General features: G+C 62.1%; 12 protein-coding genes and 1 pseudogene. 3 read left to right on the top strand and 10 right to left on the bottom strand.

Annotation, left to right across the window (positions count from 1 at the left end; all coding sequences use genetic code 11):
* From EN935_RS05870 to EN935_RS05900, 7 genes and pseudogenes are all read right to left on the bottom strand, one after another.
* A pseudogene (locus EN935_RS05870) lies at nucleotides 1-248 on the bottom strand (carbohydrate kinase); the annotation flags it as partial.
* Nucleotides 245-562, bottom strand: a complete 318-nt coding sequence (gene rhaM / locus EN935_RS05875) for an L-rhamnose mutarotase (RefSeq protein ID WP_127262706.1) — start codon at nucleotides 560-562, stop codon at nucleotides 245-247. The gene rhaM and the pseudogene EN935_RS05870, both read right to left, overlap by 4 nt.
* Nucleotides 562-1,557: an ABC transporter permease gene (locus EN935_RS05880; RefSeq protein ID WP_127262707.1), complete on the bottom strand. Its 996-nt coding sequence runs from the start codon at nucleotides 1,555-1,557 to the stop codon at nucleotides 562-564. The genes rhaM and EN935_RS05880 overlap by 1 nt, the downstream gene beginning before the upstream one ends.
* Nucleotides 1,554-2,534 carry an ABC transporter permease gene (locus tag EN935_RS05885; protein WP_109666605.1) on the bottom strand — a complete coding sequence of 327 codons (981 nt, stop codon included), beginning with the start codon at nucleotides 2,532-2,534 and terminating at the stop codon, nucleotides 1,554-1,556. Before EN935_RS05885 ends, EN935_RS05880 begins: the two co-directional genes overlap by 4 nt.
* Nucleotides 2,531-4,072: a sugar ABC transporter ATP-binding protein gene (locus tag EN935_RS05890; RefSeq protein ID WP_127262708.1), complete on the bottom strand. Its 1,542-nt coding sequence runs from the start codon at nucleotides 4,070-4,072 to the stop codon at nucleotides 2,531-2,533. Before EN935_RS05890 ends, EN935_RS05885 begins: the two co-directional genes overlap by 4 nt.
* Nucleotides 4,073-4,157: 85 nt before the next feature.
* A complete protein-coding gene (rhaS, locus tag EN935_RS05895; RefSeq protein WP_127262709.1) occupies nucleotides 4,158-5,153 on the bottom strand; it encodes a rhamnose ABC transporter substrate-binding protein in 996 nt (331 codons plus the stop codon).
* Nucleotides 5,154-5,208: 55 nt separating this feature from the next.
* Nucleotides 5,209-6,012: a DeoR/GlpR family DNA-binding transcription regulator gene (locus EN935_RS05900; RefSeq protein ID WP_057145053.1), complete on the bottom strand. Its 804-nt coding sequence runs from the start codon at nucleotides 6,010-6,012 to the stop codon at nucleotides 5,209-5,211.
* Between the two features lie 185 nt (nucleotides 6,013-6,197).
* On the opposite strand from EN935_RS05900, the gene EN935_RS05905 reads away from it, so the two are divergent.
* From EN935_RS05905 to ggt, 3 genes are all read left to right on the top strand, one after another.
* Nucleotides 6,198-8,300 carry a bifunctional rhamnulose-1-phosphate aldolase/short-chain dehydrogenase gene (locus tag EN935_RS05905; RefSeq protein WP_109666613.1) on the top strand — a complete coding sequence of 701 codons (2,103 nt, stop codon included), beginning with the start codon at nucleotides 6,198-6,200 and terminating at the stop codon, nucleotides 8,298-8,300.
* Between the two features lie 102 nt (nucleotides 8,301-8,402).
* Nucleotides 8,403-9,695 (top strand): L-rhamnose catabolism isomerase, encoded by a 1,293-nt coding sequence (gene rhaI / locus EN935_RS05910; protein WP_127262710.1) that lies wholly within the window; start codon nucleotides 8,403-8,405, stop codon nucleotides 9,693-9,695.
* A gap of 116 nt (nucleotides 9,696-9,811) precedes the next feature.
* Entirely contained in the window at nucleotides 9,812-11,551 is a 1,740-nt protein-coding gene (ggt, locus tag EN935_RS05915; protein ID WP_127262711.1) for a gamma-glutamyltransferase, read from the top strand.
* A gap of 105 nt (nucleotides 11,552-11,656) precedes the next feature.
* Here ggt and EN935_RS41875 read toward each other — a convergent pair whose 3' ends face one another.
* From EN935_RS41875 to EN935_RS41400, 3 genes are all read right to left on the bottom strand, one after another.
* On the bottom strand, nucleotides 11,657-12,004 hold the full coding sequence (locus EN935_RS41875; protein ID WP_164548579.1) for a hypothetical protein: 348 nt from the start codon (nucleotides 12,002-12,004) through the stop codon (nucleotides 11,657-11,659).
* 437 nt (nucleotides 12,005-12,441) lie between these two features.
* Nucleotides 12,442-14,544, bottom strand: a complete 2,103-nt coding sequence (locus EN935_RS05925; protein ID WP_164757558.1) for a TonB-dependent siderophore receptor — start codon at nucleotides 14,542-14,544, stop codon at nucleotides 12,442-12,444.
* A 155-nt stretch (nucleotides 14,545-14,699) separates the two neighbouring features.
* On the bottom strand, nucleotides 14,700-14,949 hold a 250-nt coding region (locus tag EN935_RS41400; protein ID WP_206534498.1), incomplete at its 5' end, for a hypothetical protein.

Consider the following 14,949-nt stretch of genomic DNA (forward strand, 5'->3'; position numbering starts at 1 on the left):
GCGCCATGTGTCGTGATCGAAATGGCGTCGATGCGCTGTTCGCGGTTGAGGCTGGCAAGGCTGTCGAGGCTGTCGAGGATGAACGTCCACAGTGCCTCGACATCGTGGTGGGGGTAGGGCGCTAGCCGCACCGGCGCATTGGCCGTGCGGCGCAGCGCGACCTCGCTCAACGTCGTGAGGTCGACCAGCGCCACTTTGGCGTTGGTCTTGCCGATGTCGATGACGGCGACGTGGCGCATCGCACTCATGCCATATGGAACACGGTTTCCAGCGGCACGGCCACCGGCTCGTTGTCCGGCCTGGTCTCCATGATGTCGGCCATGTGTGCCCACCAGCGCTGCATCACCGGATGCTTGGGCAGTGCGTCCATGCTGTGGTTGTCTCGCCGCCACAGCACGCCGAACAGGATATTGGTCTCTTCGTCGAGATGGATGGAATAATCGGAGACGCCGGCCTGTTTGAGCAATAAGACCAGCGACGGCCAGATCTCGTCGTGGCGCTGCTTGTACTCGGCCTTCATGCCCGGCTTGAGCTTCATCTTGAACGCGTATTTCTCAGGCATCAGCTGTTACCACGCAGCCGCCGCCAGACAATCGGCAGCGCGATGACGATGATCAGCAGCAGGCCGATGAAGATCGACATGACGATGCCGGGCACGTTGAGCAGGCCAAGCCCGAAGGTCACCAGCCCCATGATGAAGGCGGCGAGCACGACGCCAACAATGCTGCCGGCGCCACCAAGAATGCTGACGCCGCCGAGTACCACCATGGTGATGACTTCCAGCTCGTAACCCTGTGCGATCGACGGTCGCGTCGAACCGAGCCGCGAGGTTATCAGCACCGAGGCGATGCCCGACATCAGCCCGGTCAGGCAGAACAGGATGAACTTGGTGCGGCCGACGCGCACGCCGGAAAATTGTGCTGCGACCGGGTTGTTGCCGATGGCAAAGACGCGGCGGCCGAAACTCGTGCGGTGCAAGAGGAACCAGTAAACGACGGCCGCGATCAGGAAGAGCACCAGTTCGAACGACACCACCCACCAGACGTAACCCTGGCCGAAGAAGGCGAAGCTCGAGGGATAGCCCTTGTAGGCCTGGTCGCCGAGGATGATGAAGGCGATGCCGCGAAACAGGCTCATTGTGCCGATGGTGACGACGATGGACGGCAAGCCAAGCCTTGTCACCAGCAGCCCGTTGAAGGCGCCGCAGCCGAGCCCGACGACGATGCCGATCGCCACCAGCACCGGTGTGCCGGCGCCGGCCTGCACCGCCATGCCCATCATGGTCGACGCCAGCGCGATGATGGCGGCGACCGACAGGTCGATCTCGCCCGAAATGATCAGCAGCGCCATGGCAAAGGCGATCAGACCCTTCTCGGTGAAATTGAAGGTGAGATCGGACAGCGAATACGGGTCGAGGAAATAGGGCGAGGCGAAGCTGTTGATGGCGAAGATGGCGACGGCCACCACGACCAGCAGCGCTTCCCAGGAAAAGATCGCCGCACGGAACGGCTTGTCGAGCCTGTCGGGAATGTGGCGCGGGGCAGGGATGTCGGTCACGTCACCGCCTCCACCTTTCTGAGGATGATGCGGCCTTGCTGGCGTTCGCCGCGCGCGTTGAGCACGACGGCCAGAATGATGGCGCTGCCCGAAATCGCCATCTGCCAGAAGGGCGAGATGTTGATGACCGGCAGTGCGTTGGAGATGATGCCGAGGAACAGCGCGCCGAGCACCGCGCCGCCGACCGAGCCGATGCCGCCGGCGATGGAAATGCCGCCGATGACGCAGGCGGCAATGATGTTGAGCTCATAGCCGTTGGCGACCTCGACCGAGGCAATCACATAGCGCGAGATCCAGAGATAGCCGGAGAGGCCGCCGATCATGCCGGAGATGCAGAAGACGATGAATTTCGTCCGGCCGACATCAATGCCGGCATAGACTGAAGCCGTCGGGTTGACGCCGATGGCATAGATCGAGCGGCCGAGCGCGGTGCGCGTCATCAAGACGAAGAACAGCGCAATGACCAGGATGGCGATCCACGACAGCACCGGAATGCCGAGGAAGGCCGCACGCTGGAAGCCGATGAAGTCCGGGCTCATCTTGTCGGCATTGACCCAGGCGCCGCCGGACAGGACGAAGGTGGCGCCGCGATAGATGGTCAGCGTACCCAATGTGACCACGATCGAAGGGATGTTTAGCCGCCACACCAAAAGGCCGTTGATGGCGCCGAGCACCAGCCCGACCAGCAGTGCGATGACGATCAGCAGCGGGATCGGGATCGCCGGATGCGCGGCGTTCAGCATCGCCACCACCATGCCGGTGAAGCAGAGGTTGGACGCCATCGACAGATCGATCGACCGGGTCAGGATGACGACCATCTGGCCCAGCGCCAGGATCATCAGGATCGAGGTGTCGTTGAACACCTGGCGCAGATTGCCGGGGTCGGCAAAGGCCGGGAAGCGCGTCGAGATCAATCCGATCAGCACGACGATGGCCGCGAACAGCCAGATTTCACGGTATTTGAGGAAAGCCTTCATGCCGCGATCCCTGCTGCTGTCCTGACAAGCGTCTCGGCGTCCAGTCCCTTGTTGTCGTAGACCGCTGCGACGAGACCCTCGCGCATGACGACGACGCGGTCGGACATGCCGAGGATTTCAGGCAGTTCCGACGACACCATGATCACCGACAGGCCTTGCGCCACCAACTCGGCCATGAAGCCGTGCACGGCGGCCTTGGAGCCGATGTCGATGCCCTTGGTCGGCTCGTCCAGGATGATCACCTTGGGCGCGGTCGCCAGCCATTTGGCGATGACGATCTTCTGCTGGTTGCCACCCGACAGCGTGCCGACATCCTGGCTGAGCGACGAAGCGCGCAGGTCGAGCCGCTCGGTGTAGGAACGGGCGAGCGCAAATTCCTCGGACAACCGAAGCAGGCCTGACTTGGAGGTGCGCTTGAGCGACGGCAGCGAGACGTTCTGGAAGATCGGCAGGCCGATCACCACGCCTTGCTTGCCGCGTTCTTCCGGCACATAGACGATGCCGGCATCGATGGAATCCGCCGCCGATTTCGGCGCGATCGTCTTGCCTTCCAGCGTGATCGTGCCGCTTGAGGTGCGGGTAATGCCTGATATCGCCTGCATCACCTCGCTGCGCCCAGCGCCGACCAGGCCGTAGAAGCCGAGGATTTCGCCCTTGTGCAGCTCGAAGCCGATATTGTTGAACTCGGTCGGGTGCGACAGGCCTGAGACGGAGAGCACCGGTGCGCCGATCTCGGCCTTGCGTTGCGGGAAGATGTGATCGACGGCGCGGCCGACCATCAGGCGCACGATCTGGCTCTGGCCGGCATCCCTGATCAGGCCTTCACCGACCATCTCGCCATCGCGGAACACCGTGTAGCGGTCGGCGATGCGGTAGATCTCGTCGAACTTGTGGCTGATGAACAGGATCGCCTTGCCTTCGCTCTTGAGGAACTCGATGAGCAGGAAAAGCTCCTCGATCTCCTTCATCGAAAGGGCGGCGGTCGGCTCGTCCATGATGACGATCTGCGCGTCGATCGACATGGCACGCGCAACGGCGACCAGATGCTTGTTGGCGATGCCGAGGTCCTTCAGCCGCGCGTCGGCGCCGATATGGCCGGCATGCATGGTGTCGAGCACCTCGCGCGCATTCTTGCGCATCGTGCGCCAGTCGATGGTGCCGAAGCGCGTGCGTGGCGCGTGGCCGAGAAAGATATTTTCGGCAACCGTCAAATCGTCGAACAGCACGGTTTCCTGGTGGATGGCGGTGACGCCATAGCCGAAGGCGGCATGCGCGCTGGGCAGGGTGACGGCCTGGCCGTCGATGCTGATTGTGCCCTCGTCAGGCTGGTAGATGCCGGTCATGATCTTGACCAGCGTCGACTTGCCGGCGCCGTTCTCGCCGATCAGCGCGGTTACCTGGCCCGGATAGAGCGACAGGCTGACATTGTGCAGCGCGCGCACGCCGGGAAAGCTTTTGGAGATGCCGGACAGAGTCAGGCGTGGGGCCGAGGCCAGAGGCCGCTCCTTCACCGTGCCGGGTTGGGCTGTCGTGTCCATAGTCGTATCAAGCCCTGAAAACAAGGTCCGTTTAAAGTCGCGGCGGGACGTGAGCCCCGCCGCGACAGCCTGAAAGGGCTCCAGATCAATAGATCTTGGAGAACTTCTCGATGTTCGACTTGTCGAACTGGAAGGGCGGAGCCATCGCAGCCGAATTGGTGTCGTCGAGCGTGACCTTGCCGACGCGGCCGATCGACAGCGTGGCGCCGGGCTTCGCCTCTTCCTTCTTCACTGCCAGATCATGGGCGAGGTAGACGGCCGAGTAGCCGAGGTCGATCGGGTTCCACAGCGCGACCGCCTGGCTGGAACCGTTGTCGATGAATTTCTTGAACTCGGACGGCAGCGCGAGGCCGGTGACATTGATCTTGCCGATCAGGTTTTCGTCGGTGACGACCTGGGCGGCGGCAACGACGCCGACGGTGGTCGGCGCTATGATCGCCTTGAGGTTCGGGTAGGACTTCAGCAGGCCCTTGGCCTCGTCCGTGCTCTTGGCCGAATCGTCATCGCCATAGACGGTGGCGACGAGTTTGATCTTGGGGAACTTCTCCGGCAGGATTTTCTTGGCCGCATCGATCCAGGCGTTCTGGTTGGTCGCGGTCGAGGAGGCCGACAGGATGGCGACGTCGCCGCCTTCAGGCAGGTAGTCGGCGGCGAGCTTGATGATGGTCTCGCCGATCAGGCCGGTATCGGACGGGTTGAGGTGAAGCTGGCGGCCTTCCTTGGCGACGCCCGAATCCCACGAGATGACGGTGATGCCGCGCTCCATGGCCTTCTTCAGCACCGGCACCAGCGCATCCGCGTCATTGGCCGAAATGGCGATGGCGTTGACCTTCTGGGCGATCAGCGAATTGACCACTTCGATCTGCGCTTCGGCGGTCGCCTTGGTCGGGCCGGTGTAGATGATGTCGACATCGCCGAGTTCCTTGGCCGCCTCTTCGGCGCCCTTGTTGGCGGCATCGAAGAAGCCGTTGCCAAGCGACTTCACCACCAGCGCGATCTTGACGTTTTCGGCATAGGCTGCATTCACGAACATGGCGGCTGAAAAGGCCGCCGTTACCATCAATTTCTTCAAGAAGCTCATCGAATATCCTCCCTTGAGCGTTGCATTCCATCGTCGCTGCGGGCGTGAGGGTGTCTCAGGCCTGCAGTGAAGATTCTTCCTTTGCCGATTTGCGGGCGACGATCAGCGTCACGCCGGCGGTCTCTAACATCTTGGCCTCCCGATCCTCGATGCCGTCATCGGTGATGACGGTAGCGATGCGCGACAGGCCGCACAGGATCAGGCTGGAGCGTTTGCGGAATTTTGACGAGTCGACCAGCACCACCAGTTCGTCGGCCTGGTCGATCAGCTTCTGCTCCGCCTGGATCAGCAGCGGATCGCCCTCCATCAGGCCGAGCGGCCCGAGCCCCTGCGCGCCCATGAACATGCGGCGCGCATAGAAATTGCGCGTCACGTCATTGTCGAAGGGCGACAGGATGATGTTCTGCTCGCGATAGATGGTGCCTCCCGACAACATCACCGTGTTCTTGGAATGCTTGAGCAGGTGCTCGGCGATCGGGAACGAATTGGTGAAGATCGGCATGCGGCGGCCGGTCAGGAAATGCACCATCTGGAAGGTGGTGGTGCCGCCATTGATGATGATCGGCTCGCCATCCTTGCACAGCTCGACCGCTTCACGCGCGATTGCCCGCTTCTGCGAGGCGTTGATGGTTTCGTTGACGGAAAAGGGCCGGCCGGCCAGCCCGATGAACTGCGGCGGCGAGATTGCTTCAGCGCCACCGCGCACGCGGCGCAGGCGTTTCTGGACATGGAGAGCCGCGATATCGCGCCGGATCGTCGCCTCGGAGGACTCCGTCAGGTCGACCATCTCCTGCACCGTCACAACAGGCTTTTCCTGGACGGCGGACAGAATAATCCTGTGGCGCTCTTTTTCGTGCATGGTTCCTCCCTGCCTAAGCATCTAGGCACCCAAAACGCGCAGTGTCAATCATTTCCGATCATATAATTTCATTGTGCAGTGCAATATGATCGATCTTGATCGTTTATGATTGACAAGCCAGATGCTTCCGTGGAAATTCAGGCCAAATGGGCCGCACCTTTGCGTGCCTTTCGGGAGGATACCCTATGCTCGACAAGCGCACCGGCGCGCGCCTCGCCAATCTGTGGGATGAGGCCAAGGCTCAAGCGATGAGCGAGCCGGAACTTCTGGTCTATCGCTCGAACACGCTCGGCTCGGACAAGCGCGTCACCAACTATGGCGGCGGCAACACGTCCTCGAAGATCTGGCAGAAAGATCCGCTCACCGGCGAGACCGTCGAAGTGCTGTGGGTCAAGGGTTCGGGCGGCGACAGTGCTTCGATCAAGCTTGATGGTTTCGCCACGCTCTACATGGACAAGCTGCGCGCCCTCAAAGGCCTTTATCGCGGCGTCGAGCACGAAGACGAGATGGTGGGGTATCTGCCTCACTGCACGTTCAACCTGAATCCTCGCGCGGCCTCGATCGACACGCCGCTGCATGCCTACGTGCCGAAGCCTTTTGTCGACCACATGCATCCCGATGCCATCATCGCCATTGCCGCCGCCAAGGATTCCAAGGCGCTGACCAAGGAGATCTTCGGCGACGCCATCGGTTGGCTGCCATGGAAGCGCCCCGGCTTCGAACTCGGCCTGTGGCTGGAGAAATTCTGCCTCGAACATCCCGCCGCCAAGGGCGTCATCCTGGAAAGCCATGGCCTGTTCACCTGGGGCGACACCCCTCTGGAATGCTACGAGACGACGATCTCGGTGATCAACCAGGCGATCGAATGGTTCGAGCGCCGCTCCGAGGGCCTGGCCATCTTCGGCGGTGAAGTGGTCAAGTCGCTCGACGCCGCCGAACGCCGTGCCATTGCGGCAAAATTGATGCCGAAAATCCGCGGCCTGATCTCGGAAAAGAGCCACAAAACAGGCCATTTCGATGATTCCGCCGCTGTGCTCGAATTCGTCAACTCCAGGGATTTGCGGCCGCTGGCGGCACTCGGCACCTCGTGCCCGGACCATTTCCTGCGCACCAAGATCCGCCCGCTGGTGATCGAGTTCGATCCGGCAAAACCCGATGTCGATGCCGTCATCGCGCGCCTCGCCGACGATGTCGCCGCTTATCGTGTTGGCTACCAGGCCTATTACGACAGCTGCAAGCACCCGGACTCACCCGCCATCCGCGATCCCAATGCCGTCGTCTACCTGATGCCCGGCGTCGGCATGTTCACCTTCGCCGGCGACAAGGCGACGGCGCGTATTTCGGGTGAGTTCTACGTCAACGCCATCAACGTCATGCGCGGTGCATCGACCGTCTCGTCCTATGTCGGCCTGCCCGCACAAGAAGCCTTCGACATCGAGTACTGGCTACTCGAGGATCTGAAGCTGCAGCGCATGCCGAAACCGAAGTCGCTTGCCGGCCAGATCGCGCTGGTCACCGGCGGCGCCGGTGGTATCGGCCGCGCGACGGCCAACCGGCTGCTGCGCGAAGGCGCCTGCGTCGTGCTGGCCGACATCGACGAAACAGCGCTCGCCAGCGCCAATGACGAACTGGCCAAGGCCTATGGCAAGGATTTCGTCCGCCCGGTGCTGATCAACGTCACCTCGGAGGACCAGGTCATTTCGGGCTTTGCCGAGACGGCGGTCGAGTTCGGCGGCATCGACATTCTGGTGTCGAATGCCGGCCTCGCCTCTTCGGCTCCGATCGAGGAGACGACGCTGGCGCTGTGGAACAAGAACATGGACATCCTGTCGACCGGTTATTTCCTGGTCTCGCGGGAAGCGTTCCGGCTGTTCCGGGTGCAAAAGATCGGCGGCAACATCGTCTTCGTCGCTTCGAAGAACGGCCTTGCCGCCTCGCCCAACGCCGCCGCCTATTGCACCGCCAAGGCCGCCGAGATCCATCTCGCCCGCTGCCTGGCGCTGGAGGGCGCGGAAGCCCAGATCAGGGTCAATGTCGTCAACCCGGACGCGGTGCTTCGCGGCTCGAAGATCTGGACCGGCGAGTGGAAGGAACAGCGCGCCGCCGCCTACAAGATGTCGACCGACGATCTGGAGGAGCACTATCGCTCGCGCTCGATGCTGAAGCGCTCGGTCTTCCCGGAAGACATCGCAGAGGCGATCTATTTCTTCGCCTCCGACATGTCGGCCAAGTCCACCGGCAACATCATCAATGTCGACGCGGGCAACGCGCAGAGCTTTACGCGCTGAGCCAACGTCGAAGCGCTTCCCTTCCCCCCGTTTTGCGGGGAGAAGGTGCCGGCAGGCGGATGAGGGGCAGCGCTGACTGAACGCATTTTGGGAGGAACAGCAGTGTCCGAATCCGTCATCTCCATCGACCTCGTCGACAAGGACAACGCCGCGCGCAAGGTCAACCTCGAGCGCGACTATGCCTCGCTTGGCGAGCGTCTCGACCGTCGCGGCATTGCCATCGACGCCATCCATGACAAGGTCGAGAAATTCGCCGTCGCGATCCCGTCCTGGGGTGTCGGCACCGGCGGCACCCGCTTTGCCCGCTTTCCCGGCGCCGGCGAGCCGCGCGACATCTTCGACAAGATCGAGGATTGCGCCGTCATCAAGCAATTGACGCAGGCGACGCCGACCGTGTCGCTGCACATTCCGTGGGACAAGGCAGACCCGAACCGGCTGAAGCAGGCGGCCTCGCGCTTCGGCCTCGGCTTCGACGCCATGAACTCCAACACCTTTTCCGACGCCAGGGATCAGAAGCTCTCCTACAAATTCGGCTCGCTGTCGCATGCCGATGCCGGCACGCGCCGGCAAGCGGTCGAGCACAATCTCGAATGCATCGAGATCGGCAAGACGCTGGGCTCCAAGGCGTTGACGGTGTGGATCGGCGACGGCTCGAATTTTCCAGGCCAGGTCAATTTCGCCAAGGCATTCGAGCGCTATCTCGACGCCATGAAGGAGATCTACGCCGGACTGCCCGCCGACTGGAAGCTGTTCAGCGAGCACAAGATGTACGAACCGGCCTTCTATTCCACCGTCGTGCAGGACTGGGGCACCAACTACATGATCGCGCAGGAGCTGGGCGACAAGGCGTTCTGCCTGGTCGACCTCGGCCACCATGCCCCCAACGTCAACATCGAGATGATCGTGTCGCGGCTGATCCAGTTCAAGAAGCTTGGCGGCTTCCACTTCAACGATTCGAAATATGGCGACGACGACCTCGATGCCGGTTCGATCGATCCTTACCGGCTGTTCCTCGTCTTCAACGAACTGGTCGACGCCGAACTTTCCGGCGCCGAGGGTTTCGATCCCGCCCACATGCTCGACCAGAGCCACAACGTCACCGACCCGATCGAAAGCCTGATGCTGTCGGCCGTCGAAGTGCAGCGCGCCTATGCGCAGGCGCTGCTTGTCGACCGCAAGGCGCTGGAAGGCTACCAGGACAACAACGACGCGCTGATGGCGACGCAGACGCTGAAAGCCGCCTACCGCACCGATGTCGAGCCGATCCTGGCCATGGCGCGGCTGAAGACCGGCGGCGCCATCGATCCGGTCGCCGCCTATCGGGCAGCGGGCTACCGCGCCAAGGTCGCCGCGGAACGCCCGGCGGTCGCCGGTGGTTCGGGCGGGATCGTCTGAGGCGAACTCTCGTCCGATATTGCCCCTCACCGTTTTGCTTCGTGAGGGGGCACTTTGTGAATGGACTCGATCCGTCCAACACGGTCTTCTAGGTGTCCCCCGCCCGGAGAACCGCCATGCCTCTCAACCGTCGGATATTGATCGCCGCCAGTCTTTCCATCACCTTCGTCCTGGCGCCGTTGACGAGCGTCTTCGCTGCATCACCGGCGCCAGCCAAGGGCGAGCATGGCATGGTGGTGACGGCCCAGCATCTGGCGTCCGAGGTCGGCATCGAGGTCTTGAAGAAGGGCGGCAATGCTGTCGATGCGGCGGTTGCCGTCGGCTATGCGCTCGCCGTCGTCTACCCCAATGCCGGCAATATCGGCGGCGGCGGCTTCATGACCATCCGTTTCAAGGACGGCAACTCGACCTTCCTCGATTTCCGCGAACGCGCGCCGCTGGCGGCAACCAAGACCATGTATCTCGACAAGGACGGCAAACCGGTGAAGGGCGCCAGCCTTGACGGCTATCTCGCGGTCGGCGTGCCTGGCTCGGTGGCTGGTTTAGAGATGGCGCGCGAAAAATACGGCAAATTGTCCCGACAGGATCTGATGGCGCCGGCGATCAGCTACGCCAAGGACGGATTCATCCTCAATCAGGGCGACGCCGCCTCTTTTGCCGGCAGCGCCGACCGGCTGGCGAAGGATCCCGCGGCTGCCACCATCTTCCTGAAACCCGATGGCAAGCCCTATGGCATCGGCGAGCGCCTGGTCCAGCCCGACCTCGCCGCGTCGCTCGCCGCCATTTCGGAAAAAGGCCCGGATGCCTTCTACAAGGGCGCCATCGCCGACGCCATCGTCAAGGCGAGCGGCGCCAAGGGTGGCATCCTGGCCAAGCCGGATTTCGAGCAATATGCGGTGCGCGAGCTGAAGCCCGTGACCTGTAGTTATCGCGGCTACGAGATCACCTCCTCGCCGCCGCCGAGTTCCGGCGGTGTCATCATCTGCGAAATCCTTAATGTGCTCGAAGGCTATCCCTTATCCTATCTCGGCGCCGGTTCCGCCGAGACCGTCCATGTCATGGTCGAGGCGATGCGCTATGCCTATGTCGACCGCAATTCAGCGCTCGGCGATCCCGATTTCGTCGACAATCCGGTCTCGAAACTGCTTGATAAGGCCTATGCCAAGGATATCCGCGACAAGATCGACCTGTTCCGGGCCGGCGTGTCGCAGGACCTGATGCCGAAGGGCTTTGGCGAGAGCAAGGAGACGACGCATTATTCGATCATCGACAATGACGGTAATGCGGTCGCGGTCACCTATACGCTGAACGGATCCTTCGGCGCCGGCGTCGTCGCCGACGGAACCGGCATCCTGCTCAACAACGAGATGGACGATTTCACCCAGAAGCCCGGCGTGCCCAACCTCTATGGCCTGGTCCAGGGTGAGGCCAATGCCATCCAACCGAAAAAGACGCCGCTGTCATCGATGAGCCCGACCGTGGTGGCCAAGGACGGCAAGCCGTTCATGGTCATTGGCAGTCCCGGCGGTTCGCGCATCATCACCATCACGCTGGAAGCCATCGTCAACGTCATCGACCACGGCATGAACATCCAGGAGGCGATCGACGCGCCGCGCATCCATCACCAGTGGCTGCCCGATACGGTCTATATCGAGCCGTTCGGTCTGTCCCCGGACACCGAAAAGCTGCTGGCCGGCATGGGTTATCACCTCGATCTCGCTGACCAGACCTGGGGCCAGGCAGCGGGCATCCTGGTCGGCGGCAAGAGCCTGGCGGAAATCGAGAAGGGCGGCGGCGCCCGCTACAACGGCGCCATCGACAGCCGCGCCGCCTCTGGCGAGGCGCTCGGATATTGAGGTTAGCGAGGCCGGGGATAGCTCAGAGGAAGGGCTTGGAGCAGCGTGGCGATTCGGGTCGATCGCCCGCTGCTCAAGAGGGTTGGCTCATAGCCAGGATGGTCGTCACAGGACCAGCGTGAGGGTGGACGCAATCAGCATCAGGGCGGCAATGCCGACGAACAGCGCATAGATGCGCGGCCGGTCGAGCAGCAATGCGTTTCCGGATATCCAGGCAGACGTGGCACCGCCAAGCGCGAAGAGGAAGCCGTTGCGGTGCCCGAAGACCATCGACGCGGCCATCAGCCCGCCAATGATCAGCGCGCCGAACACTATGATCACGGCCACGGCGTATTTCTCGAAATCGTTGCCGCTTCCCATGCTCGGACCGATCGCGTTCAACGTCGGCAGGTCGTCCGGATCGAAGGGGTTCGTCGACCCATATTCATCTTGACCGGCAGGCTCTCGCATCATTCGTTCTCCGTATAGCGGCAACAAATCATCAAGCCTCGCCGAGTGCAACCCGATCGCGCTGCCTTGAGGCGTTCGACCGGTCTTTAACGCCCTCGGGCGGCGGCTTGCCGCCGGCTTTTTGATTCGTGCCCCGGCCGTCTTTTGTCTCAGGCAATCCAGGACACGGCTGCCCGAAGGCGACCGTGGACCCCTCTATCATGGAATGCATTCGTGGAGGAAAAATGATGCGGGATGTGGATTGGGCTTCGCTGGCAGCGATTCTCGGTGGCGGTGACCCCACACAGCACCATGACGAAGGCCAAATCGCCTTGCCGCCAACGCGAATGTGGAACACGGCCGCGTCTGATCGCGACCCTGGACGCGTCGCATCGTCACGGGTCCATGCGACGCGCTTCAGCTATTGCATGCCAGATCACTGGCAGGCAGGCTGGCATGCATCAGAACTTCATGCTGAGGCTGCCCTTGATGACACGGCCTTCGCCATAGATGCAGCTGAGGTCTTTGTTGCTGCCGGCCTCATAGCAGGTCGAATAGTAGGTCTTGTCGAACAGGTTGGAGACGTTGAGCGCCGCCTGCCAGCCATTCTTCTTGTAGCGCAGTGCCGCATCGACCAGCGTGTGGCCAGGCACGTTCACTGTGTTCGCATTGTCGCCGAAGCTGGCGCCGATATAGCGCACGCCGGCGCCGACGCTCAGGCCCTCGAGCACGCCGCTGCCAACCTCGTAATTGGTCCACAGCGATGCCTGGTGCTCCGGCACCCTGGCCGGGCGGTTGCCGATGATGTCGGCGGCATCGCTGGTTATCTTCGCGTCGAGATAGGTGTAGGCCGCCGTCATGCTGAGGCCGGAAGCCAGGTCGGCGTTAGCCTCGATCTCCAGGCCGCGATGGCGGACTTCTCCGGTTTGGACCTGGTAGACGGGATTGGCTGCTGCCGTCGGCACATTGGTCTTGCGCAGGTCGAACAGCGAAGCGGTGACGAAGCCGGGGAAGAAGGTCGGCTCGTATTTCACGCCGACTTCGTACTGCTTGCCCAGCGAAGGCAGCAGCGCGTCTCCGGACTGGGTCGGGCCGATATTGGTGGTGAAGGATTCGGCATAGCTGGCGTAGGGCGTCAGGCCATTATCGAAGAGATAGCCGATGCCGATATTGCCGGTGAAGGCATGGTCCTTCTGATCGTAGCTGCCTGCATCATCGAGCCGGTCGAAATTGGTGTGGTCGATCCAGGCCTGCCGGCCGCCGACGGTCAGGATCCAGTGGTCGGCGATCTTGGACTGGTTTTGTGCATAGAGACCGACCTGGCTGATCGTCTCCACGCGATCCGTAATGATGAGGCTCGGCGGCGTGACCGGGATCGAATAGTCCGGGCTCTGGGTGTCCAGCGGCGGACCCTCGCCGTAGCCGTTGCGCCCGTCGACCGACTGCCTGCTGTAGTCGAGACCGAACAACAGCTTGTTTTCGACCGCCCCGAAGTCAGCCTTGTATTCGGCCTGGTTGTCGACGTTGAACAGCCTTGCGGTCTCGTCCACGGTGAACAGGGTGCGCGACATCGTATGGTCGTCGATCATGTCCGGGCCACCAAGCCATTCGCCATAATAGAGCTGGCGGTAGTCGGTTTCCTGCTGCGAGTAGCGCAGGTTCTGCCGCACCGTCCAATGGTCGTCGAACTCATGGCTGAACTGGTAGCCGATCGAGCCGTGGTTGGCATCGAAACGGTCGAAATCGGGCGAGCCGGTGAAGAAATTGCGTGGCAGATTGCCGTACTGCGCCGGCAGAAACTGAATCGGCGTCAGCCTGTCCCACTGGTAGTTGGCCAGGATGGTCAGCGAGGTCTGCGCATCCGGCTGCCACTTGAGCGCCGGCGCGACGAAAATGCGATCGTTGCGGGAATAGTCGGTTTCGAGCTCGCCGTTGCGAACCAGACCGGTCAGCCGGTATGACCACACGCCGGCATCGTCGATCGGGCCACCTATATCCAGCCCGGCCTCGACCGTGTTGAAGCTGCCATAGCTGAGGAAGCCGTCATAGATCGGCTTGTCGGTCGGCCGCTTGGTGACGGCATTGACCATGCCGCCAGCCTCGTTCTCGCCGTAGAGAACCGAGGACGGTCCCTTCAGCACCTCGATTCGCTCCAGCCCGTAGGGCTCGATCTTGAAGCCGGAGAAATCGATCACCTTCTGCGGCAGCCCGTCGCGATAGATCGCCGACGTGCAGAGGTCGAAGCCACGAATCAGGCATTGGTCGAAGCGATCGTCGATGCCCCATGGCGAGATGGTGACGCCGGCAAGATAGGACAAGGCGTCCTCAAGCTGCCCCGGCTGGCGGTCGTCGAGCTGCTTGCGGGTCACCACCGAAATCGAGCGTGGAATTTCCTTCAGCGGCGTGTCGGTCTTCGAGCCGGTGGTGGTGTTTTTGGCGATGTAGCCGTCATCCGGTCCGACCGGGCTGTCGCTCTTTCCCTCGACATTGATCGGGTTGAGCTCGGTCGTGGCTTCCTGCGCAAGGGCCTGGGTGCAAAGCAGGGTCGAAAGCGATGCGACCACGAGGCCCTGGGCCCGGCTTCGCCGACGCGCCGCACGATATGCACTCAACCCCATCTCGATAACCCTTATGGCTGCGATGCGCGCAGGATCATTCCGCCCTGTGCTAATTTAAAATTGTTGACTCGTTTAGTCATCTTCAATGTTGACTATTAAACTCATGTTTCATAGTCAACCTGCCATCGGCTGCCGACAGCCAGATTTTTGAACCGCGTCGTGTTGGAGAAAACCCGTGCCTGAAATCCACGCCCAGCCGGCGTTCCGCACAGGCGCTGCGCGGTAATGGCGGTCCTTGAATCCCACAGAGCTGACCGTCTGCGCGGCCGGATCACCCGGCGCGGCGCGCTGGGACTTTTCGTCCTGTCCTTCGCTGCAATTGCATCGCCATCTGCCGCGGCGAAACCGTTG

The organism is Mesorhizobium sp. M7D.F.Ca.US.004.03.1.1 (assembly GCF_003998635.1).
GTDB lineage: Bacteria > Pseudomonadota > Alphaproteobacteria > Rhizobiales > Rhizobiaceae > Mesorhizobium > Mesorhizobium loti.

Excerpts from the sequence above, each read along its gene's own strand:
- rhaM (WP_127262706.1), bottom strand. The coding sequence starts at position 562 with ATGCCTGAGAAATACGCGTTCAAGATGAAGCTCAAGCCGGGCATGAAG.
- EN935_RS05885 (WP_109666605.1), bottom strand. The coding sequence starts at position 2,534 with ATGAAGGCTTTCCTCAAATACCGTGAAATCTGGCTGTTCGCGGCCATC.
- EN935_RS05890 (WP_127262708.1), bottom strand. The coding sequence starts at position 4,072 with ATGGACACGACAGCCCAACCCGGCACGGTGAAGGAGCGGCCTCTGGCC.
- rhaS (WP_127262709.1), bottom strand. The coding sequence starts at position 5,153 with ATGAGCTTCTTGAAGAAATTGATGGTAACGGCGGCCTTTTCAGCCGCC.
- EN935_RS05900 (WP_057145053.1), bottom strand. The coding sequence starts at position 6,012 with ATGCACGAAAAAGAGCGCCACAGGATTATTCTGTCCGCCGTCCAGGAA.
- EN935_RS05905 (WP_109666613.1), top strand. The coding sequence starts at position 6,198 with ATGCTCGACAAGCGCACCGGCGCGCGCCTCGCCAATCTGTGGGATGAG.
- ggt (WP_127262711.1), top strand. The coding sequence starts at position 9,812 with ATGCCTCTCAACCGTCGGATATTGATCGCCGCCAGTCTTTCCATCACC.
- EN935_RS41875 (WP_164548579.1), bottom strand. The coding sequence starts at position 12,004 with ATGATGCGAGAGCCTGCCGGTCAAGATGAATATGGGTCGACGAACCCC.